Origin of the sequence: Burkholderia sp. SIMBA_062 (assembly GCF_046534765.1) — a bacterium.
GTDB lineage: Bacteria > Pseudomonadota > Gammaproteobacteria > Burkholderiales > Burkholderiaceae > Burkholderia > Burkholderia ambifaria.
Genome location: NZ_JAWRYD010000039.1, coordinates 1 through 21,048 on the forward strand (window position 1 = coordinate 1; position 21,048 = coordinate 21,048).

Genomic DNA, 21,048 nt, shown 5'->3' on the forward strand with positions numbered 1-21,048 from the left:
TCGTTGCGACGGCGGGGTTCAACTTCGTGTGCGCCGGGGCTCCTGCAACCCACCCTCGACAGCACCGCTTCCCTTCCCTCCCGCGCCGTGTTTCCGTTAGCGCGAAAGAGGCGTGATTCTAAGCACCCCATCCCGTCTTCGCAAGCCCCTTTGTGAAAATATTTTGAAAAAGCCCCCGGGCGCTGCCGCGCGCGGGGGCTGCGGGTTCATAGCACCCAAGGAGATCACTTGCCGGCGACGACACCGTCGCCACCGAATCAGCGGTTCTTGAATACCGGCTTCCGCTTCTCGACGAATGCCGCCATCCCTTCCTTCTGATCTTCGGTCGCAAACAGCGAATGGAACAGTCGACGCTCGAAATGAACGCCCTCGGCCAGCGTCGTCTCATACGCACGGTTCACCGACTCCTTGACCATCATGACCGCCGGCAGCGAAAACTCGGCGATCGTCGTCGCCGCGGCAATCGCTTCGTCGAGCAACTTGTCGGCCGGCAGCACGCGCGAAACGAGCCCTGCCCGCTCCGCCTCCGCCGCATCCATGAAGCGCGCGGTCAGGCACATGTCCATCGCCTTCGCCTTCGACACCGCACGCGGCAGGCGCTGCGTGCCGCCCGCACCCGGCATCACGCCCAGCTTGATTTCGGGCTGGCCGAACTTGGCCGTATCCGCCGCGAAGATGATGTCGCACATCATCACGAGCTCGCAGCCGCCGCCGAGCGCGAACCCCGCGACGGCAGCAATGATCGGCTTGCGGATCTCGCGGACGGTCTCCCAGTTACGCGTGATGTAGTCGCCGCGGTAAACATCCATATAGGAATAGGTCGCCATCATGCCGATGTCGGCCCCTGCCGCGAACGCCTTCTCGCTCCCCGTCACGATGATCGCGCCGATCTCGTCGTCCGCGTCGAACGCTTTCAGCGCAGCGCCCAATTCATCCATCAATGCATCGTTCAGCGCATTGAGCGCCTTCGGGCGGTTCAGCGTGACCAGCCCGACCCGCCCCCGGGTCTCCACCAGGATGTTCTCGTAAGACATCTATTTCTCCTCGATCAATGAAATGAGAAACGCCTCGCACACGCGAATAGTTTGATGCTACCATTCTCCGACCAACCGGTCGGTTAATTAATCGGCCCAATCCCTCCCAACGTCCATCAGGCCGCCGTCATGACCCATGCACTGTTCACGAAGCACGAAGACACGCTGAAACACGCCCTCGCCGCCATCGAGAGCCGCGGGTACTGGAGCCCGTTCGCGGAAATGCCAAGTCCCAAAGTGTACGGGGAAAGCGCCAACGCCGATGGTGAAGCGGCGTTCAAAACACATCTCGGCAACACGTTCGTGCTCGACCAGCCGGCGTCCGGCGGAACCGTCGGCGCGGAGCAGTCGCCGTTCGGGATCGCGCTGGGCATCCGCTATCCGAAATCGACGCCCGACGAGCTGATTGCAGCGGCCGCCGCTGCCCAGCGTGCATGGCGCGAAGCCGGCCCGAGCGCGTGGATCGGCGTCAGCCTCGAAATCCTCGCGCGGCTGAACCGCGCAAGCTTCGAGATTGCCTACAGCGTGATGCACACCACGGGCCAGGCGTTCATGATGGCGTTCCAGGCCGGCGGCCCGCATGCGCAGGATCGCGCACTCGAAGCAGTCGCCTATGCGTGGGACGAACTGCGTCGCATCCCCGCCGATGCGCACTGGGAAAAGCCTCAAGGCAAGAACCCGCCGCTCGCGATGCACAAGCGCTATACGATCGTCCCGCGCGGCACCGGCCTCGTGCTCGGCTGCTGCACGTTCCCGACCTGGAACGGCTACCCCGGCCTGTTCGCCGACCTGGCGACCGGCAACACGGTGATCGTCAAACCCCACCCCGGTGCGATCCTGCCGCTCGCGATCACGGTTCGCATCGCCCGCGACGTGCTGCGCGAGGCCGGCTTCGATCCGAACGTCGTCACGCTTCTCGCCACCGAACTGAACGACGGCGCCCTCGTCCAGGACCTCGCGCTGCGCCCTGAAATCAAGCTGATCGACTTCACGGGCAGCACGCAAAACGGCACGTGGCTCGAACGCCATGCCCATCAGGCCCAGGTGTATACGGAGAAGGCCGGCGTCAACCAGATCGTGATCGACTCGACCGACGACCTGAAGGCCGCGGCCAAGAACATCGCGTTCTCGCTGGCGCTGTACTCCGGCCAAATGTGCACCGCACCGCAGAACATCTACGTGCCGCGCGACGGCATCCGGACGGCGGACGGCCACGCGAGCTTCGACGAAGTCGCGCAGGCGATCGCCGTGTCCGTGCAGAAGCTGACCGGCGACCCGGCTCGCTCGGTCGAACTGATCGGCGCGATCCAGAACGACGGCGTGACCGCGCGCATCGACGACGCCCGCAAGCTCGGCCGCGTGCTGGCCGACAGCCAGACGCTCCAGCACCCGGCGTTCGCCGACGCTCGCGTGCGCACCCCGCTGGTACTGCAGCTCGACGTGGCCGACCGCGCGAAATTCACGCAGGAGTGGTTCGGCCCGATCTCGTTCGTGATCGCGACCGACTCGACCGCCCAGTCGCTCGATCTCGCCGGCGAAATCGCCGCGGAGCATGGCGCGCTGACGCTTTCCGTCTACAGCACTGACGACACGATCCTCGACGCCGCGCACGATGCGGCGGTGCGTGGCGGCGTCGCACTGTCGATCAACCTGACGGGTGGTGTGTTCGTCAACCAGTCGGCCGCGTTCTCCGACTTCCACGGTACCGGTGCGAACCCGGCCGCCAACGCGGCGCTGGCAGACCCGGCGTTCGTCGCCAACCGGTTCCGCGTGGTGCAAAGCCGTGTCCATGTTGCGCCGAAGGCAGTGCCCGCGGAAGCCGGCCAGACTGCATAACCCGAATGGCCGACGTGCAAACGCCGCCACGTTCCCTACCATGAACGAATCCGCCACCCGGCGGGTTCGTTGCACATCGACACACCCATGACCGACGCCTACATTTGCGACGCGATTCGCACCCCCATCGGCCGCTACGGCGGCGCCCTGAAAGACGTTCGTGCCGACGATCTCGGCGCGGTGCCGCTCAAGGCGCTGATCGAACGCAACCAGCACGTCGACTGGTCGGCGATCGACGACGTGATCTATGGCTGCGCGAACCAGGCCGGCGAAGACAACCGCAACGTCGCGCGCATGTCCGCGCTGCTCGCGGGCCTGCCGACCGCCGTGCCGGGCACGACGCTGAACCGGTTGTGCGGCTCGGGCATGGACGCCGTCGGCACGGCCGCGCGCGCGATCAAGGCGGGCGAGGCACGCTTGATGATCGCGGGCGGCGTCGAGAGCATGACGCGTGCGCCGTTCGTGATGGGCAAGGCCGCCAGTGCATTCACGCGCCAGGCCGCCATGTTCGACACGACGATCGGCTGGCGTTTCATCAATCCGCTGATGAAACAACAATACGGCGTCGATTCGATGCCCGAGACGGCCGAGAACGTCGCGGTCGACTACAACGTCAGCCGCGCCGATCAGGATCTGTTCGCGCTGCGCAGCCAGCAGAAGGCCGCGCGTGCGCAGCAGGACGGCACGCTCGCCGCCGAAATCGTCCCAGTCACGATTGCGCAGAAAAAAGGCGATGCGCTCGTCGTATCGCTCGACGAGCATCCACGCGAAACATCGCTCGAAGCGCTCGCGAAGCTGAAGGGTGTCGTGCGTCCCGACGGCTCGGTAACGGCCGGCAACGCGTCGGGCGTCAACGACGGCGCATGCGCACTGCTGCTCGCCAACGCGCAAGCCGCCGATCAATATGGGCTGCGCCGCCGCGCGCGTGTCGTCGGCATGGCGAGCGCCGGCGTCGAGCCGCGCGTGATGGGTATCGGCCCCGCGCCGGCCACGCAGAAACTGTTGCGCCAGCTCGGCATGACGATCGACCAGTTCGACGTGATCGAGCTGAACGAAGCGTTCGCGTCGCAGGGTCTCGCGGTGCTGCGCATGCTCGGCGTCGCCGACGACGATCCGCGCGTGAACCCGAACGGCGGCGCGATCGCGCTCGGCCATCCGCTCGGCGCATCGGGTGCGCGACTCGTGACCACGGCGCTTCACCAACTCGAGCGTACGGGCGGCCGCTTTGCGCTCTGTACGATGTGCATCGGCGTCGGCCAGGGCATCGCGATCGCGATCGAACGCGTGTAACCGACGCGCCGCGCCTATAACGAAGTCATGAAGGAGACTCTGCATGTCATATCAGGCGATCCAGCTGGATATCGATCAGGTTGCCCGCGTGGCCACGATCACCCTCTACCGTCCGGACAAGCTGAACAGCTTCACACGGGCGATGCACCGCGAACTGCAGTCGGCACTCGATGAAGTCGAGGCGAGCGGCGCGCGTGCGCTGATCCTGACGGGTGCGGGGCGCGGCTTCTGCGCGGGCCAGGATCTGGCCGACCTCGACTTCACGCCAGGCGCGTCCACCGACCTCGGCACGCTGATCGACGAGCATTTCAATCCGCTGATCCGCCGCCTGCAACGCATGCCGATTCCGGTGATCGCCGCCGTCAACGGCACGGCGGCCGGCGCCGGCGCGAATCTCGCGCTCGCATGCGACATCGTATTTGCCGCGCGCTCGAGCAGTTTCATCCAGGCCTTCGTCAAGATCGGGCTCGTACCCGATTCGGGCGGCACCTGGTTCCTGCCGCAACGCGTCGGCATGGCCCGCGCGCTCGGGCTCGCCCTGACCGGCGACAAGCTCGGGGCCGAACAGGCCGAACAATGGGGCCTGATCTGGCGCGCGGTCGACGACGATGCGCTCGCCGCGTCGGCCCGCCAGGTCGCCAACCAGCTCGCGCAGCAGCCGACGCTCGCGATCGCATCGATCAAGCAGTCGATGCGCGACAGCATGACGAATACGCTCGACCAGCAGCTCGACCTCGAGCGCGACCTGCAGCGCAAGCTCGGCCAGTCGGCCGACTACGCGGAAGGCGTCAAGGCGTTCATCGAGAAGCGCGCGCCGCGCTTCGAGGGCCGTTGACATGACCACGCCCACCGACACGCTCGCCGCCGATGCGCTCGCCCGTGCCACGGCGCAGGCCATGTACGATGCGGACGCCTGCAGCCGCGCGTTCGGCATGGAAATCACCGAAGTGCGGGCCGGCTACGCTCGCGTGCAGATGCGCGTACGGCCGGAATTCCTGAACGGACACCAGACCTGCCACGGCGGCATCATCTTCACCCTCGCCGATTCGACGTTCGCATTCGCGTGCAACTCGTACAACCTGAATACCGTTGCGGCGGGCTGCTCGATCGAATATCTGCGTCCCGTATACGGCAACGACCTGCTGACGGCCGAGGCGATCGAACAGACGCGCAGCGGCCGGCACGGGATCTACGACATCCGCGTCACGAACCAGACAGGCGAAACGGTCGCAATGTTTCGCGGCAAATCGGCGCAGATCAAGGGCACAGTCCTCCCGGATGAACGCTGACGTCCACGGCTCGCTCATAACAATCACTGGAGACACGCATGACTACCCCGCTACCGCTCGAGCCGATCGAGACCGCGTCACGCGACGAGTTGACCGCGCTGCAACTCGAGCGCCTGAAATGGTCGCTCCGGCATGCGTATGAGCACTCCCCCGTCTATCGCCGCAAATTCGACGAAGCGGGCGTGCATCCCGACGACCTGAAAACGCTCGCGGATCTGTCGCGCTTCCCGTTCACGACCAAGATCGACCTGCGCGACAGCTATCCGTTCGGGATGTTCGCGGTGCCGCAGGACCAGATCTCGCGCATTCACGCGTCGTCGGGCACGACGGGCAAGCCGACCGTCGTCGGCTATACGGCGCGCGACATCGACACGTGGGCGAATCTCGTCGCGCGCTCGATCCGCGCGGCCGGCGCGCGCCGCGGCGACAAGGTTCACGTCAGCTACGGCTACGGGCTGTTTACGGGCGGGCTCGGCGCGCACTACGGCGCCGAACGCGCGGGGCTGACGGTGATCCCGTTCGGCGGCGGCCAGACCGAGAAGCAGGTGCAGCTGATCCAGGATTTCCGGCCCGACATCATCATGGTGACGCCGAGCTACATGCTGTCGATCGCCGACGAGATCGAGCGCCAGGGCCTCGATCCCGCGCAAAGCTCGCTGCGCATCGGCATCTTCGGCGCGGAACCGTGGACCAACGACATGCGGGTGGCCATCGAGCAGCGAATGGGCATCGATGCGGTCGACATCTACGGGCTGTCCGAAGTGATGGGTCCGGGCGTCGCGTCGGAATGCGTCGAGACCAAGGACGGCCCGACCATCTGGGAAGACTACTTCTATCCGGAAATCATCGATCCCGAGACCGGCGAAGTGCTGCCGGACGGCCAACTCGGCGAACTGGTGTTCACGTCGCTGACGAAGGAAGCCCTGCCGATCGTCCGCTACCGGACGCGCGACCTGACGCGTCTGCTGCCCGGCACCGCGCGCATGATGCGCCGGATGGAAAAAATCACCGGGCGTACGGACGACATGATGATCGTGCGGGGTGTCAACGTCTTCCCGACGCAAATCGAGGAACAGCTGCTGAAGCAGCACGCGCTCGCGCCGCACTATCAGATCGTGCTGACGAAGGAAGGGCCGCTCGACGTGCTGACGCTCAACGTCGAGCCGTGTCCCGAAACGGCCCCCGACACGGCGGCGATCCATGCGGCCAGGCAGGCGCTGGCGCACGACATCAAGTCGCTGATCGGCGTGACGGCCGTGATCAACGTGCTGCCCGTGAACGGGATCGAGCGCTCGGTCGGCAAGGCACGCCGCGTGATCGACAAACGCAAGGGCTGACACCCGCCGCGGCCCCATCGCCGCGCGAAGCAGCAATCGCGTACGCAAAAAAACAGCCCGACCGGCCAACAAGCCGATCGGGCTGTCTCGTTTCGATGCCCGGCTACACGTGTACGCCGGCACCGCCGCGCATCACGAATTCGGGAACAGCAGCCACATCCTGCCGCTCTGCTTCATCCGCCCGGCCTGATCGCCGGCGTCGTCGCCGAGCCCCCAGAAATAGTCGGCCCGCACGCCACCCCGGATCGCGGAACCCGTATCCTGCGCGAACACGAGCCGGTTCATCGGCGTATTCGTCAACGGGCGCGTGGTCTGCAGGAACACGGGCGTGCCGAGCGGGATCGACGACGGATCGACCGCGATCGAACGCTCGGGCGTGAGCGGCACGCCGAGCGCGCCGATCGGGCCGTCCGCGCCGCCGTGCGGCGCATCTTCCTTGGTCGGCATGTCACGGAAGAACACGAATCGCGGATTCGTGTCGAGCAACGCGTCGACGCGAGTCGGGTTCGCCTTCGCCCACGCCTTGATGCCCTGCATCGTCGCCTGGGCGGGCGTCAGCTCGCCGCGATCGAGCAGCCACTTGCCGATCGAACGATACGGCTGGTTGTTGGTCCCGCCGAAACCGACCCGCATCACCGAACCGTCGTCGAGCAGCACGCGTCCCGAACCCTGCACCTGCAGGAAGAACGCCTCGATCGGATCGTCGACCCACACGAGTTCGTTGCCGTTCAGGATGCCGGCGCGCTCGAGCTGCGCGCGAGCGGGCAGCGCGGCGCCGGCGCGATAGCCTGCCGGCCAGCGGTACAGCGCGTACTGGTAAGGACCGCGACGCACGCGTGAGCCATGCAGCAACGGCTCGTAATAGCCGGTCACGAGCCCGTCGAGCGTGCCGTCGGTGTTCGCCAGCTGAAACGGCGTGAAATACGTTTCGAAGAATGCACGCGCGCCGCTGACGTCGAGCTCGTCGAGGCGATCCGCGGCCGCACAGGCGCGCTGCCACGCCGGCTGGCGCGCGAGCCGCACGCAGTTCTGCCGCAGCGCCGCCGCCGCGCCGATCAGCGAATCGTCCTGCCAGCCCGGCACCTGCTGCCAAGCGACCGGCGTCAGCCGCTTCGCGGCGACCTGCCCCGGCACGATCGCCGTGCCGGTCGGCGGCTTGAGCGTCGATGTCCGCGTCGGCGCGCCGCCGCACGCGGCAAGCAGTGCGGCCGTCGCGGCCACTGCAACCCAGCCGGCCAGCCGGGGCCCAAACCACATACAATGTCCGTTCTTGATGGAAACCGCCATGTCAGATTTTCTCGACCAATATCCGATGCTCATCTTCGCGCTCGAAGCTTTCGTAGCGCTCGCCCTGCTGATCTTCATCGTCGTGTGGACGTCGTCAGGCAGGAAGAAACACGCCCGCGGCAACGACCGCCAGCCACGCTGACCGCCCCCGCACGCTCAATGCAGCGTGCGCGGCATGTGCAGCGCAAATTCGTCGACCGGCGCCTCGAACCGCTCGCCGTCCTCCGCCACGCAGAAGTACGCGCCGCGCATCGTGCCGACCGGCGTCGCGATCACGGCCCAGCTCGTGTATTCGAAGTGTTCGCCCGGCTGCAGCAGCGGCTGGTGCCCGACGACGCCGAGCCCCTTCACTTCCTGCACGTGGTTCTCGCTGTCCGTGATGATCCAGTGACGCGCGATCAGCTGCGCCGCGACCTGCCCGGTATTGCGGATGGTCAGCGTGTACGCGAATGCGTATTGACGTCGATCGGGGTCGGATTGTTCCGGCAGGTAGCTGGTTTTCACCGAAACGGTGAACTGATACTGACTCATGATGTTTCCGCTGTAGGTAAGCGCCCGCGCCGATTCGAGCGGCCGGGCCGCGGGCGCGCCGCATTGGTTCGGCATTCTATGCGGAATCGGGCCGCCACCGCACGGCCTGTCGCCGCGCAGCGGGTCGCCGGACGGTAGAATGACGGTTTTGCGCCGCAGCGTCCCCGCTCCCCTGTCATGACTCAATTCCGCATCGCTCCCAGCATCCTGTCGGCCGACTTTGCCCGGCTCGGCGAAGAAGTCCGCAACGTGGTCGCCGCCGGCGCCGACTGGATTCACTTCGACGTGATGGACAACCATTATGTGCCGAACCTGACGATCGGCCCGCTCGTCTGCGAGGCGATCCGCCCGCACGTGCAGGTGCCGATCGACGTGCACCTGATGGTGCGCCCGGTCGACCGGATCGTGCCCGATTTCGCGAAAGCCGGCGCGAACCTGATCAGCTTCCACCCGGAAGGCTCGGACCACATCGATCGTACGCTATCGCTGATCCGCGATCACGGCTGCAAGGCCGGCCTGGTGTTCAACCCGGCCACGCCGCTGAACTATCTCGACCACGTGATGGACCGCCTCGACTTCGTGCTGCTGATGTCGGTGAACCCGGGCTTCGGCGGCCAGTCGTTCATTCCGGAAACGCTGAACAAGCTGCGCGAGGCGCGTGCCCGCATCGACGCGTACACCGAGCGCACCGGCCGCGAGATCCTGCTCGAGGTGGACGGCGGCGTGAAGGCCGACAACATCGCGGAAATCGCGGCAGCCGGCGCGGACACCTTCGTCGCGGGTTCGGCGATCTTCGGCAAGCCCGACTACCGCACGGTGATCGACGAGATGCGCGCCGCGCTCGCTACCGTCGAGCGGAGCTGACGCCGTGGCCGATTCCTTGCTGGCGGGTCGGGCACCGGCCGAAGCCGACGGCCCGATCCGTTTCGCGGTGCCGCGCATCGACGCGGCGCTGATCGATCTCGACGGCACGATGGTCGATACGGCCGACGATTTCACGGCCGGGCTGAACGGCATGCTCGCGCAGCTCGGCGCGCCGGCCACGTCGCGCGACGAGGTGATCGGCTACGTCGGCAAGGGCTCCGAGCATCTGATCCAGAGCGTGCTGAAGGCGCGCTTCACGCCCGACCAAGCGCACGCGCGCTTCGACGACGCACTCGCGATCTATCAAACCGAATACGCAAAGATCAACGGCCGGCACACGCGCCTCTATCCCGAGGTCGCGGCCGGTCTCGACGCGTTGCGCGCGGCCGGCATCCGGCTCGCGTGCGTGACGAACAAGCCGCACCGCTTCGCGGTCGAGCTGCTCGAGCAATACGCGCTGGTCGACCGCTTCGGCATCGTGCTCGGCGGCGACAGCGTCGCGCGCAAGAAGCCCGATCCACTGCCGATGCTGACGGCCTGCGATGCGCTCGGCGTCGGGCCGGACGCGGCGGTCGCGATCGGCGACTCGGAAAACGACGCGCTGGCGGGCCGTGCGGCCGGCATGGCGACACTGACGGTGCCGTACGGGTACAACCACGGCAAGGCTATACAAACGATAAATTCGGATGGTATAGTCGATTCGTTGCTGGTCGCAGCACGCGCGATCACCGCGCACAACGCCGGCCGGCCAACCATCTGATTATTTCTTCCATCCGCATGTTTCTGAATAAAAAACGGAGTCTGAGCAGCATCGACCGGGGAGCCTGGCCCTGGCGTCGCTGGTCGCGCTAACCTCTTCGATGAGGTACGCTGAGGCACGTCTTCAGCGCCGTTTTTTATCTCGCTGCGCATCCGCGCGCCGATCGTCGCACCACCTCGAGTTCCACCGCGCCCGAACGCTTGCGTTCAGGATCGGCCGCAGGCTCGCGACGCTCACGCCCGGAATGCCGGCCGGCAACAGGCACTTCTCGATCGACCGCCCTTTCGCCGACGGCAGCCCGCGCAGCGTCAAGTGATCCCTGGCGCACACCGCCGCTCGTCCCGAACAGGACCGGAACATGACCGAACTCGAATTCCAATCGCTCGCGAACGAAGGCTACAACCGTATCCCGCTGATCGCGGAAGCGCTCGCCGACCTCGAAACACCGCTGTCCCTCTACCTGAAGCTGGCCCAGCCCGAACGTGCGGGCGCCAACTCGTTCCTGCTCGAGTCGGTGGTCGGCGGCGAACGCTTCGGCCGCTATTCGTTCATCGGCCTGCCTGCGCGCACGCTGGTGCGCACCCGCAACGGCGTGTCCGAAGTGGTGCGCGACGGCGAGGTCGTCGAGACGCACGACGGCGACCCGTTCCAGTTCATCGAATCGTTCCAGGCGCGCTTCAAGGTCGCGCAGCGCCCGGGCCTGCCGCGCTTCTGCGGCGGCCTCGCCGGCTATTTCGGCTACGACGCGGTGCGCTACATCGAGAAGAAGCTCGCGAACACCGCGCCGCGCGACGATCTCGGCCTGCCCGACATCCAGTTGCTGCTCACCGAAGAAGTCGCGGTGATCGACAACCTCGCCGGCAAGCTCTACCTGATCATCTATGCGGATCCGGCCCAGCCGGAGGCTTACACAAAGGCGAAGCAACGCCTGCGCGAGCTGAAGCAGCGCCTGCGCACGACCGTGCAGCCGCCCGTCACGTCGGCGAGCGTGCGCACCGAGACGTTCCGCGAATTCAAGAAGGACGACTATCTGGCCGCCGTGCGCCAGGCGAAGGAATACATCGCGGCCGGCGAACTGATGCAGATCCAGGTTGGCCAGCGGCTGACGAAGCCGTACCGCGACAATCCGCTGTCGCTGTATCGCGCGCTGCGCTCGCTGAATCCGTCGCCGTACATGTATTACTACAACTTCGGCGATTTCCACGTGGTCGGCGCGTCGCCGGAAATCCTGGTGCGCCAGGAAAAGCGCGGCGAAGACCAGATCGTCACGATCCGTCCGCTCGCCGGCACGCGTCCGCGCGGCAATACGCCCGAGCGCGATGCGGAACTCGCGACCGAACTGCTGAACGATCCGAAGGAAATCGCCGAGCACGTGATGCTGATCGACCTCGCGCGCAACGACGTCGGCCGCATCGCGCAGATCGGCTCGGTGCAGGTCACCGACAAGATGGTGATCGAGAAGTACTCGCACGTGCAGCACATCGTCAGCTCGGTCGAGGGCAAGCTGAAGCCCGGCATGACGAACTACGACGTGCTGCGCGCGACGTTCCCGGCCGGCACGCTGTCCGGCGCGCCGAAGGTGCGCGCGATGGAACTGATCGACGAGCTGGAGCCGGTCAAGCGTGGGCTGTACGGCGGTGCCGTGGGCTACCTGTCGTTCTCGGGCGAGATGGATCTCGCGATCGCGATCCGCACGGGCCTGATCCACAACGGCAACCTGTACGTGCAGGCGGCGGCAGGCGTCGTCGCCGACTCGGTGCCCGAATCCGAATGGCAAGAGACCGAAAACAAGGCGCGCGCGGTGCTGCGTGCGGCCGAACAGGTCCAGGACGGCCTCGATAGCGACTTCTGACCGGAGACTGACCATGCTGCTCATGATCGACAACTACGACTCGTTCACCTACAACCTGGTCCAGTACTTCGGCGAACTGGGCGAGGATGTGCACACGTACCGCAACGACGAAATCACGCTCGACGACATCGCGCGCCTGAATCCCGACACCATCTGCCTGTCGCCCGGCCCGAGCAACCCGCGACACGCGGGCATCACGCTCGACGTGCTGCGCGAATTCGCGGGCAAGAAGCCGATTCTGGGCGTCTGCCTCGGGCACCAGGCGATCGGCGAAGCGTTCGGCGGCCGCGTGGTGCGCGCGAAGACCATCATGCACGGCAAGGTGAGCCGGATCGAAACCGACTGCCGCGGCGTGTTCGCCGACCTGCCGAAGCATTTCGACGTCACGCGCTACCACTCGCTCGCGATCGAACGCGAGTCGCTGCCCGACTGCCTCGAGGTGTCCGCGTGGACCGACGACGGCGAGATCATGGGCGTGCGCCACAAGACGCTGCCGATCGAAGGCGTGCAGTTCCACCCGGAATCGATCCTCTCCGAGCACGGCCATGCGCTGCTCGAGAATTTCCTGAAGCAGAATCGCGCGGCGGCCCACGCGGCCGCGCCGGTCGCCTGACGGGAGACGCACGATGACCATTACCCCGCAGGAAGCGCTGCAGCGCACGATCGAGCACCGCGAAATCTTCCACGACGAGATGCTGCACCTGATGCGGCTCATCATGCGCGGCGACATGTCGCCCGTGATGGCGGCCGCGATCATCACCGGCCTGCGCGTGAAGAAGGAGACGATCGGCGAGATCGCCGCCGCCGCGACCGTGATGCGCGAGTTCGCGAATCACGTCGAGGTGCAGGACAACTCGAACTTCGTCGACATCGTCGGCACGGGCGGCGACGGCTCGCACACGTTCAACATCTCGACCGCGTCGATGTTCATCGCGGCAGCGGCCGGCGCGAAGGTCGCGAAGCACGGCAACCGCGGCGTGTCGAGCAAGTCCGGCAGCGCCGACGTGCTCGACGCGCTCGGCGTGAACATCGACCTGCAGCCCGACCAGGTTGCCGCGTCGATCGCCGAAACCGGCATGGGCTTCATGTTCGCGCCGAACCACCACCCGGCGATGAAGAACATCGCGGCCGTGCGCCGCGAGTTGGGCGTGCGGACGATCTTCAACATTCTCGGCCCGCTGACCAATCCGGCCGGCGCGCCGAACCAGCTGATGGGCGTGTTCCACCCGGACCTCGTCGGCATCCAGGTGCGCGTGATGCAGCGTCTCGGCGCGCAGCACGTGCTGGTGGTGTACGGCAAGGACGGGATGGATGAAGTGTCGCTCGGCGCCGCGACGCTCGTCGGCGAATTGCGCGACGGCAAGGTGCACGAATACGAGATCCATCCGGAGGATTTCGGCCTGCAGATGGTGTCGAACCGCACGCTGAAGGTGGAAAATGCCGAGGAATCGCGCACGATGCTGCTCGGCGCGCTGGACAACCGGCCGGGCGTCGCACGCGAAATCGTCACGTTGAACGCGGGCACCGCGCTTTACGCGGCCAATATCGCCGAATCGATCGCGGACGGCATCCAGCTCGCCCGCGAAGCGATGGCGAGCGGCAAGGCGCGCGCGAAGGTCGACGAACTCGTGCGCTTCACGCAGCAGTTCAAGCGCTGACTCCCCTTACGAATCAAGCAGGAACCCACATGAGCGACATTCTCGACCGAATCATCGCCGTCAAGCGCGAAGAAATCGCGGCGGCCATGCGCAGCGCGCCGCTCGAGGCACTGAAACTGGACGCATCGACGCGCGACCTGCGCGACTTCGTCGGCGCACTGCGCGCGAAGCAAGCGGCCGGCAACGCGGCGGTGATCGCCGAAGTGAAGAAGGCGAGCCCGTCGAAGGGCGTGCTGCGCGAGCATTTCGTGCCGGCCGACATCGCGCGCTCGTATGCGGCCCACGGCGCCGCGTGCCTGTCGGTGCTGACCGACGAGCAGTTCTTCCAGGGCAGCGTCCGCTACCTCGAGGAAGCGCGTGCGGCCTGCACGCTGCCGGTGCTGCGCAAGGACTTCATCGTCGACGCGTACCAGATCCTCGAAGCACGCGCGATGGGCGCCGACGCGATCCTCCTGATCGCGGCCGCGCTCGACACGCCGCTGATGCAGGACCTCGAGGCGTATGCGCACTCGCTCGGCCTCGCGGTGCTGGTCGAAGTCCACGACCGCGACGAGATGGAACAGGCGCTGACGCTGAAGACGCCGCTGCTCGGCATCAACAACCGCAATCTGCGCACATTCGAGACGACGATCCAGACCACGCTTGACATGCTCGACATGATTCCGCCGGAACGCATGGTCGTGACCGAGTCCGGCATCCTGTCGCGCACCGACGTCGACACGATGCGCGCGGCGAACGTGAACGCGTTTCTCGTCGGCGAAGCGTTCATGCGCGCCGACCAGCCGGGCGAGGAACTCGCGCGGATGTTCTTCTGATGGCGATCGAAACGGAAATCAAGCTCGCGCTGCCGGCCGGTCGGGCCGATGCCGCGCGGCGCTTTTTCGCGACGCTGACCGGCGAAGACGGCGACGTCATCACGCTCGCGAACGTCTACTACGACACGCCCGAACTCGCGCTGGCCCGTTCGAAGAGCGCGGTGCGCGTGCGCCGCACGCCGCACGGCTGGCTGCAGACCTTCAAGACGGTCGGCAGCGCGCAAGACGGCCTGCATAGTCGCCACGAATGGGAACTGCCCGTTGCCGGCGATGCGCTCGAAATCGATGCGCTCGTCGCCGCGTGCGACGTGCCGGACGCTGCCGCCGCACTGCGCGACGCGGCGCCGGCGCTGCACGCGCTGTTCCGGACGGATTTTTCGCGTACGCTGTGGCGCATCGCAATCGGCGGCGCAACCGTCGAGGCCGCGGTCGATGTCGGCGAGATCGTCGTCCAGACGGAAAACGATACGCGCCGCGAACCGATCAGCGAAATCGAACTCGAACTGATCGACGGCCCGGAAGCGGCGCTCGCGACGCTCGCCGCCGAACTGCAGCAGGCGCTGCCGGGCCTCGCCCCCGAAAACATCAGCAAGGCGCAGCGCGGCTACCGGCTGCGCGCGCAATAAACACGCATCACGCATGGCAACCCGCAAGACTCTCCGCACGCCGCAGCAGGCGTCGCTGTTCGACGATCCCGTGCCGGAAACGGCGCAGGACGATGTTTCCGCCACGGCGCCCGCGCCGGCCGCTACCGGGCGCAAACCCGCGAGGAAGGCCGCGGCGGACGCCCCGATTTCCGCCGCGCCGCAGCCCGTGCGCCCCGTTGTCGCGAACGTCCCGCACCTGGCCGCGCAGTTCGACGCGCTGCCGGCCGCCTGGCGCGACGTGCTGAAACCCTTCACCGACAGCGACGCGTATGCGCCGCTGTGCCGCTTCGTCGACGACGAGCGCGCGGCCGGCAAGACGGTCTACCCGACCGACGTGTTCCGCGCGCTACGCCTGACGAGCCCGGACGACGTGAAGATCGTGATCCTCGGCCAGGACCCCTACCACGGCGACGATCGCGGCACACCGCAGGCGCACGGCCTGGCGTTCTCGGTGCCGCCGGCCGTGCGCACGCCGCCGTCGCTGCGCAACATCTTCAAGGAAATCGCCGCGAATTTCGGCCACGACACGCCGCGTCACGGCTGCCTCGACACCTGGGCGCGCCAGGGCGTGCTGCTGCTCAACACCGTGCTGACGGTCGAGCGCGGCGCGGCCGCGAGCCACGCGAAGCGCGGCTGGGAGCAGTGCACGGACACGCTGATCCGCGAACTGGCCAACCGCCATCGCGGGCTCGTGTTCATGCTGTGGGGTGCGCACGCGCAGGCGAAGCGCGCGCTGTTCGATGCGAGCGCCCACTGTGTGCTCGAGGCGCCGCATCCGTCACCGCTGTCCGCACATCGCGGCTTCCTCGGTTGCCGCCACTTCGCAGTCGCGAACGACTATCTCGTCGAAGCGGGCCGCGAACCGGTCGACTGGCGCCTGCCTGAGGTGGCCGAAACGCTCGCGTAACCGCGCTCCGGTTTTACGCGCACCACGCAAGAACGCCGCGCCCTTTCGGGACGCGGCGTTCTTTCATCCGGCGACGCAACGCGGGTGCGATGCACCCGCGCTGGGCTTACGCGGCAGCGATTGCTTCGCGTGCGCTGGCGAGTGCCGCGCTCTGGGAATCCGGCCCGAGGTTCAGGCCTTCCGCGTGGATGAAGCTCACGTCGGTCAAGCCGATGAAGCCGAGGAACGTGCGCAGGAACGGCGTCTGGCTGTCGTTCGGCGTACCGGCGTACTTGCCGCCGCGCGCCGTCACCACGTAAACCTTCTTGCCCTTGATCAGGCCTTCCGGACCGTTCTCGGTGTAGCGGAACGTGACGCCTGCGCGGGCGATCCAGTCGAAATACGTCTTCAGTTGCGACGAGACGCCAAAGTTGTACATCGGCGCACCGATCACGACGATGTCGGCGGCTTGCAGTTCGGCGATCAGCGCATCGCTCTTCGCGACGATCGCATTCTGTTCCGCGCTGCGCTGGTCGGCCGGCGTGAAAAATGCGCCGAGCACCGATTCGTCGAGGTGCGGCAGCCCGTTGGCCAGCAGGTCGCGAACCACGACGTTCGCGCCGGCGTTCGATTGTTGCAGCTTTGCCGTCAGTTCGTTGGCCAGCAGCGTGGATTGCGCACCTTGCGAGCGCGCCGCGGAATTGATTTGCAGAATGGTCGTCATGTCAGCTCCAGTTGGATTGCGCTTCGGTAGCGCGAGTGACGCCATTGTGCGTGGCCGTATCGTCGCGAAAAAGCGGCTTAGGGGCGACGGATTGTTGCAGCAGTAGAACAATCCATGGTCGCGCCCCTAAACCTGCTCGCGGATGATCAGCCTTTCAGCCAGATTTCCCTGGACTTGCGCGCGGCGGCCGGCTTCGCGGCCGCCGTGAGCCGGTAGCGCATGACCTCAGGCCCGTCCAGCTTCAGTTTCGCGGTCCGCAGTTCGTCGCGGCGGAATGCGTGCAACTCGACCTTGTCGCCCGGCCGGTAGCGCGCGAGCAGCGTGTCGAGATTCGTGCCGGTGACGCGCAGCCCGTCCAGCGCGATCAGCGTGTCGCCGGCCGACAGCCCCGCGCGATGCGCGCCGCCGCCCTCGTACACCGCCGCCAGCGTGCAGTCGGCCCCGCCGCGCAGGCGCGCGCCGATCGTCGGTTTCCCGGCCGCGCCAGGCGCGACCTCGGGCGCGAGCGTCACGCCGAACGGCGCGAGCAGTTCGGCGAGCGGCAGGTCGCGCGTGCCGTGCACGGCGTCGGCGAACAGTCGGCCGAGTGCCACGCCCGTCGCTTCCTCGATCAGCGCCTCGACCTCGTTTTCCTCGACGCCCGCCTGCTTGCCGCGATAGAACTCGCGGCCGTAGCGCTGCCACAGCAGACGCATCACGTCGTCCAGCGACTTGCGGTCGCGCGTCTGCGCGCGGATCGCGAGATCGAACGCGAGCGCGACGAGCGAACCCTTCGTGTAATAGCTGACGATCGCGTTGGTCGCGCTCTCGTCCTGGCGGTAATACTTGATCCACGCGTCGAACGAGCTGTCGGCGACGCTTTGCTTCAGGCGCCCCGTGCCGCGCAGCACGCCGCCGACGGTACGGCCGAGCGCCGCGAAATACTCGTCCTGCGACATCAGCCCGCTGCGCACGAGCATCAGGTCGTCGTAATACGACGTGAAACCCTCGAACAGCCATAGCAGCGACGTGTAGTTCTCCCGTGCGAAGTCGTACGGCACGAACGCGGCCGGTTTGATGCGCTTCACGTTCCACGTGTGGAAATACTCGTGGCTGCACAGGCCGAGATACGTGCGATAGCCTTCCGTCGTTTCCGGCCGGCCCTTCACCGGCAGATCGGTGCGGTTGCAGATCAGCGCGGTCGACGCACGGTGCTCGAGGCCGCCGTACCCGTCGCTGACCGCGAGCGTCATGAACACGTAGCGGTCCATCGGCGCCTTCTTCGATTTCGGCTCGAACAGCGCGATCTGCGCTTCGCACACGCGCTTCAGGTCGGCGCGCAGCCGTTCCATGTCGAGCTGCGTCACGCGCCCGGCGATCACGATGTCGTGCGGCACGCCGTGCGCGTCGAACGTCGCCAGCGCGAATTCGCCGATCGTCACCGGATGGTCGGTGAGCTCGTCATAGTTCGAGGCCCGATATGCGCCGAACCCGTAGCGCCGGGTGCCGCGCGCCTCGGGCAGCGACGTACCGACGCGCCACGTGCGGAACGCCGCGCCCGCCGGTTTCGCGATGTCGACTTCGCACGGTGCCTCCTCGCGGCCGGCGACGCTCAGGAACACGGCCGTGCCGTTGAAGAAGCCGCCCGATTCGTCGAGATACGCGGAGCGGACCGACAGATCCCACGCATACACGTCGTACCGCAGCGTCAGCGTGCCGTTCACCGGCGCAGCCTGCCACGTGTTCTTGTCGGTTTTTGCGATCCGCACCTTGCGGCCGGCGTCGTTGAACGCGGCGAGCGTCACGATGTTGCGCGCGAACTCGCGCACGAGGTAGCTGCCGGGAATCCATACCGGCAACGAGAAGCGCTGGCCTTCGGGATCGGGATCGGTGACCGTCACCGACACTTCGAACAGGTGCGCGGCAAGATCTTTCGGGGTAATCGAATAACGGATCGGCTGGGTCATCGTGGCAATCGGTCGGAAATCGGACGGGATATGGCGGCGGAAACGAAGAGAGGCGCCGGCGGATATCGCGGGCGCCCCTCGCTGGCCGGGCCATGCGGCCCGGCGTGTCGGTCGGTTACTTGCTCGACGCGAGCGCCTGATTCAGCTGATCGGCCGACACCGCGCCCGGCAGGCGACGGCCGTCGGGCAGGAAGATCGTCGGCGTGCCCGTGACGTTCATCCCGCGGCCGAGCGCGAGGTTCTTGTCGAGCGCGCTCGTATCGCAGTTGCCGGCGCCTGACGGTGCGCGATGGTCGAGCATCCAGCCTTCCCAGCTTTTCGCGCGGTCGGTCGCGCACCAGATCGCCTTCGACTTCGTGGTCGAATCGGGCGACAGCACCGGGTACAGGAACGTGTAGACGGTCACGTTGTCGACCGACTGAAGCGTCGTCTCGAGCCGCTTGCAGTACGGGCAGTTCGGATCGGAGAACACCGCGATCTTGCGTGCGCCGTTGCCCTTGACCACCTTGATCGCGTTCGCGAGCGGCAGGCTCGCGAAGTCGATCTTGTTGAGGTCGGACAGGCGCGCGTCGGTCAGGTTCTTGTGCGTCTTGGTGTCGACGAGATCGCCGAGCAGCACGTAGTCGCCGGCTGCATCGCTATAGATGATCTGCGTGCCGAGGTTCACTTCGTACAGGCCCGCGACCGGCGATTTCGACACGCTCTTGATCGGCGCGTCGCTACCGAGACGCGCTTGCAGCGTGGCTTTCAACTTGTCGGTGGTCTGGTCGGCCTGCGCGGTGCAGCCGAGCGTCGCCATCGTGACGGCCAGCGCCAGCGATGCGATGCGGATCGTTTTTTTCATCCTGTTGTTCCTTCAGCTCAATCGGAGTGCACGTCACAGTGTACGCCGTAACGGAGCCCTGTCCGACAGGCCGGGCGCGCGAAGGTTCGATCAGCCGAGCGCCGCCGACACGAGCCAGCGCTTCACGAGCGGTTGCGCGCCGACGAACGCCATGCCCGCGTTGCGCACCGCCTTCGCGAACGAGCCGGGCACCGCGAACAGCCGCTGCAGCCCGTCGGTCGCGACCATCAGCGCGCGGATGTCCTCGCGGCGCGAACGCTCGTAGCGGCGCAGCAGCACCGTATCGCCGAGGTTGCGGAAGCGCTCCTTGTTCGCGATCGCATCGGCGAGCGCCGCGACGTCGCGCAACCCGAGATTCATCCCCTGCCCCGCGAGCGGGTGGATCAGGTGCGCGGCATCGCCGACGAGCGCGACGCGCGGGGCGATCAGCTTGTCGACGGTCTGCAGCGCGAGCGGGAAACCGGCGGCCGGCGTCACACATTCGAGCGTGCCGAGCTGCCCGTGCGACACGCGCTCGACTTCGGCCGCGAGTTGCGCGGGATCGAGCGCGAGCAGTTCGTCCGCGTGCGCGGTGTGCGCGGACCACACGAGCGACACATGCCCGTCCGGCAGCGGCAGCAGCGCGACGATCTCGCCGTCGCGGAACCATTGGCTGGCGGTCTCGCGGTGCGGGAGCGATGCCTTGAAGTTCGCGACGACGCCCGTCTGCCGATAATCGCGCCGCTCGGTCCTCGCGCCCATCTGGGAGCGCACCCAGGAATGCGCGCCGTCCGCGCCGACCACGAGGTCCGCTTCCAGCACTTGCCCCGACGACAGCGTGAGTACGGCCGCGTCGTCGCGCACGTCGAAACCTTGTGCGCGCGCATCGAACCACGTGAGGTTCGGCTGGAACCGCAGCGCGGCGTCGAGCGACGTCTCGATCAGCGACGATTCGGCGATCCAGGCGAGCTGCGGAACGGACGCCTGGTAGGCGGAGAAATGCAGTTCCGCATGCGCATCGCCGTACACCCGCATGTCGTAGACCGGCGCGAGCCGGCCATGGTCGAGCGCCTGCCAGACCCGCAGCCGCTCCAGCAATGCCTGCGAGCTGGACGACAGCGCGTAGATGCGCGTGTCGAACGCGAGATCGGCGGGGCGCGGCGCCGCCGGCTGGGCGAGCAAGGCGGTCTTGTAGCCGGACTGGGTCAGCGCGAGCGCGGCCGTCTTGCCGACGAGCCCGCCGCCGACCACGGCGACGTCGAAGGTGTGGTGGGCAATCATGGCGGGCATTATAGCCGCGGGGCCAATCCCTTACGCGGCCGGACTTTGCGGGAAATCAGCAGAATCGCGGGCTGGCCCGGCGGCGCGGCGGCCCGTCGCATCGGGCGTTCGGGGGAAGGCCGGAAACCGGGGCGTCGGCACGGTACAATAGCGGCTTCGAACATCGGCCCGCCGCATCGCAGGCGCCG

At 66.9% G+C, this 21,048-nt stretch carries 21 protein-coding genes; 14 read left to right on the forward strand and 7 right to left on the reverse strand.

The window, feature by feature from the left end; all coding sequences use genetic code 11:
• Nucleotides 1-257: 257 nt before the first annotated feature.
• Nucleotides 258-1,034 (reverse strand): enoyl-CoA hydratase, encoded by a 777-nt coding sequence (locus SB786_RS30300; RefSeq protein ID WP_410730672.1) that lies wholly within the window; start codon nt 1,032-1,034, stop codon nt 258-260.
• A 129-nt stretch (nt 1,035-1,163) separates the two neighbouring features.
• On the opposite strand from SB786_RS30300, the gene paaN reads away from it, so the two are divergent.
• The 5 genes from paaN to paaK all read left to right on the forward strand — a co-directional run bounded on the left by paaN (nt 1,164) and on the right by paaK (nt 6,786).
• Entirely contained in the window at nt 1,164-2,870 is a 1,707-nt protein-coding gene (paaN, locus tag SB786_RS30305) for a phenylacetic acid degradation protein PaaN (protein ID WP_410730673.1), read from the forward strand.
• 87 nt (nt 2,871-2,957) lie between these two features.
• Nucleotides 2,958-4,160 carry a 3-oxoadipyl-CoA thiolase gene (gene pcaF, locus SB786_RS30310; protein WP_410730674.1) on the forward strand — a complete coding sequence of 401 codons (1,203 nt, stop codon included), beginning with the start codon at nt 2,958-2,960 and terminating at the stop codon, nt 4,158-4,160.
• 43 nt (nt 4,161-4,203) lie between these two features.
• Nucleotides 4,204-4,995, forward strand: coding sequence for a 2-(1,2-epoxy-1,2-dihydrophenyl)acetyl-CoA isomerase PaaG (paaG, locus tag SB786_RS30315; RefSeq protein WP_410730675.1), 792 nt, complete (start codon nt 4,204-4,206; stop codon nt 4,993-4,995).
• Between the two features lies 1 nt (nt 4,996).
• A complete protein-coding gene (gene paaI, locus SB786_RS30320) occupies nt 4,997-5,449 on the forward strand; it encodes a hydroxyphenylacetyl-CoA thioesterase PaaI (protein WP_410730676.1) in 453 nt (150 codons plus the stop codon).
• Nucleotides 5,450-5,487: 38 nt separating this feature from the next.
• On the forward strand, nt 5,488-6,786 hold the full coding sequence (gene paaK, locus SB786_RS30325) for a phenylacetate--CoA ligase PaaK (protein ID WP_410730677.1): 1,299 nt from the start codon (nt 5,488-5,490) through the stop codon (nt 6,784-6,786).
• Between the two features lie 132 nt (nt 6,787-6,918).
• Here paaK and SB786_RS30330 read toward each other — a convergent pair whose 3' ends face one another.
• Nucleotides 6,919-8,043 (reverse strand): murein transglycosylase A, encoded by a 1,125-nt coding sequence (locus tag SB786_RS30330; protein ID WP_410730678.1) that lies wholly within the window; start codon nt 8,041-8,043, stop codon nt 6,919-6,921.
• A 28-nt stretch (nt 8,044-8,071) separates the two neighbouring features.
• On the opposite strand from SB786_RS30330, the gene SB786_RS30335 reads away from it, so the two are divergent.
• The gene (locus SB786_RS30335; RefSeq protein WP_006758475.1) at nt 8,072-8,215 is read left to right on the forward strand and encodes a hypothetical protein; all 144 of its coding nucleotides are present in this window, start codon (nt 8,072-8,074) and stop codon (nt 8,213-8,215) included.
• 14 nt (nt 8,216-8,229) lie between these two features.
• Here the strand turns inward: SB786_RS30335 and apaG are convergent, their stop codons facing one another.
• Complete coding sequence (gene apaG / locus SB786_RS30340) at nt 8,230-8,604, reverse strand: Co2+/Mg2+ efflux protein ApaG (protein ID WP_011350820.1); 375 nt, start codon at nt 8,602-8,604, stop codon at nt 8,230-8,232.
• Nucleotides 8,605-8,781: 177 nt separating this feature from the next.
• Here apaG and rpe point away from each other — a divergent pair, with 177 nt between their 5' ends.
• From rpe to SB786_RS30380, 8 genes are all read left to right on the forward strand, one after another.
• Complete coding sequence (gene rpe, locus SB786_RS30345) at nt 8,782-9,468, forward strand: ribulose-phosphate 3-epimerase (protein WP_006752695.1); 687 nt, start codon at nt 8,782-8,784, stop codon at nt 9,466-9,468.
• Nucleotides 9,469-9,472: 4 nt separating this feature from the next.
• The gene (locus SB786_RS30350) at nt 9,473-10,228 is read left to right on the forward strand and encodes a phosphoglycolate phosphatase (protein WP_410730679.1); all 756 of its coding nucleotides are present in this window, start codon (nt 9,473-9,475) and stop codon (nt 10,226-10,228) included.
• A 358-nt stretch (nt 10,229-10,586) separates the two neighbouring features.
• Nucleotides 10,587-12,080: an anthranilate synthase component I gene (gene trpE / locus SB786_RS30355; protein ID WP_006758479.1), complete on the forward strand. Its 1,494-nt coding sequence runs from the start codon at nt 10,587-10,589 to the stop codon at nt 12,078-12,080.
• A 13-nt stretch (nt 12,081-12,093) separates the two neighbouring features.
• Nucleotides 12,094-12,693, forward strand: a complete 600-nt coding sequence (locus SB786_RS30360; RefSeq protein ID WP_410730680.1) for an aminodeoxychorismate/anthranilate synthase component II — start codon at nt 12,094-12,096, stop codon at nt 12,691-12,693.
• A 13-nt stretch (nt 12,694-12,706) separates the two neighbouring features.
• Nucleotides 12,707-13,738, forward strand: coding sequence for an anthranilate phosphoribosyltransferase (gene trpD, locus SB786_RS30365; RefSeq protein ID WP_410730681.1), 1,032 nt, complete (start codon nt 12,707-12,709; stop codon nt 13,736-13,738).
• Between the two features lie 29 nt (nt 13,739-13,767).
• Nucleotides 13,768-14,553, forward strand: coding sequence for an indole-3-glycerol phosphate synthase TrpC (gene trpC / locus SB786_RS30370; protein ID WP_410730682.1), 786 nt, complete (start codon nt 13,768-13,770; stop codon nt 14,551-14,553).
• Nucleotides 14,553-15,179, forward strand: a complete 627-nt coding sequence (locus SB786_RS30375) for a CYTH domain-containing protein (RefSeq protein ID WP_410730683.1) — start codon at nt 14,553-14,555, stop codon at nt 15,177-15,179. The genes trpC and SB786_RS30375 overlap by 1 nt, the downstream gene beginning before the upstream one ends.
• Before the next feature lie 13 nt (nt 15,180-15,192).
• A complete protein-coding gene (locus SB786_RS30380; protein WP_410730684.1) occupies nt 15,193-16,107 on the forward strand; it encodes a uracil-DNA glycosylase in 915 nt (304 codons plus the stop codon).
• Nucleotides 16,108-16,213: 106 nt separating this feature from the next.
• Here SB786_RS30380 and SB786_RS30385 read toward each other — a convergent pair whose 3' ends face one another.
• The 4 genes from SB786_RS30385 to SB786_RS30400 all read right to left on the reverse strand — a co-directional run bounded on the left by SB786_RS30385 (nt 16,214) and on the right by SB786_RS30400 (nt 20,869).
• On the reverse strand, nt 16,214-16,810 hold the full coding sequence (locus SB786_RS30385; RefSeq protein WP_410730685.1) for an FMN-dependent NADH-azoreductase: 597 nt from the start codon (nt 16,808-16,810) through the stop codon (nt 16,214-16,216).
• 146 nt (nt 16,811-16,956) lie between these two features.
• Complete coding sequence (locus SB786_RS30390; protein ID WP_410730687.1) at nt 16,957-18,756, reverse strand: M61 family metallopeptidase; 1,800 nt, start codon at nt 18,754-18,756, stop codon at nt 16,957-16,959.
• Between the two features lie 115 nt (nt 18,757-18,871).
• Nucleotides 18,872-19,600 (reverse strand): DsbC family protein, encoded by a 729-nt coding sequence (locus SB786_RS30395; RefSeq protein WP_006752685.1) that lies wholly within the window; start codon nt 19,598-19,600, stop codon nt 18,872-18,874.
• 90 nt (nt 19,601-19,690) lie between these two features.
• Nucleotides 19,691-20,869, reverse strand: a complete 1,179-nt coding sequence (locus SB786_RS30400; protein ID WP_410730688.1) for a UbiH/UbiF family hydroxylase — start codon at nt 20,867-20,869, stop codon at nt 19,691-19,693.
• Nucleotides 20,870-21,048 lie beyond the last annotated feature (179 nt).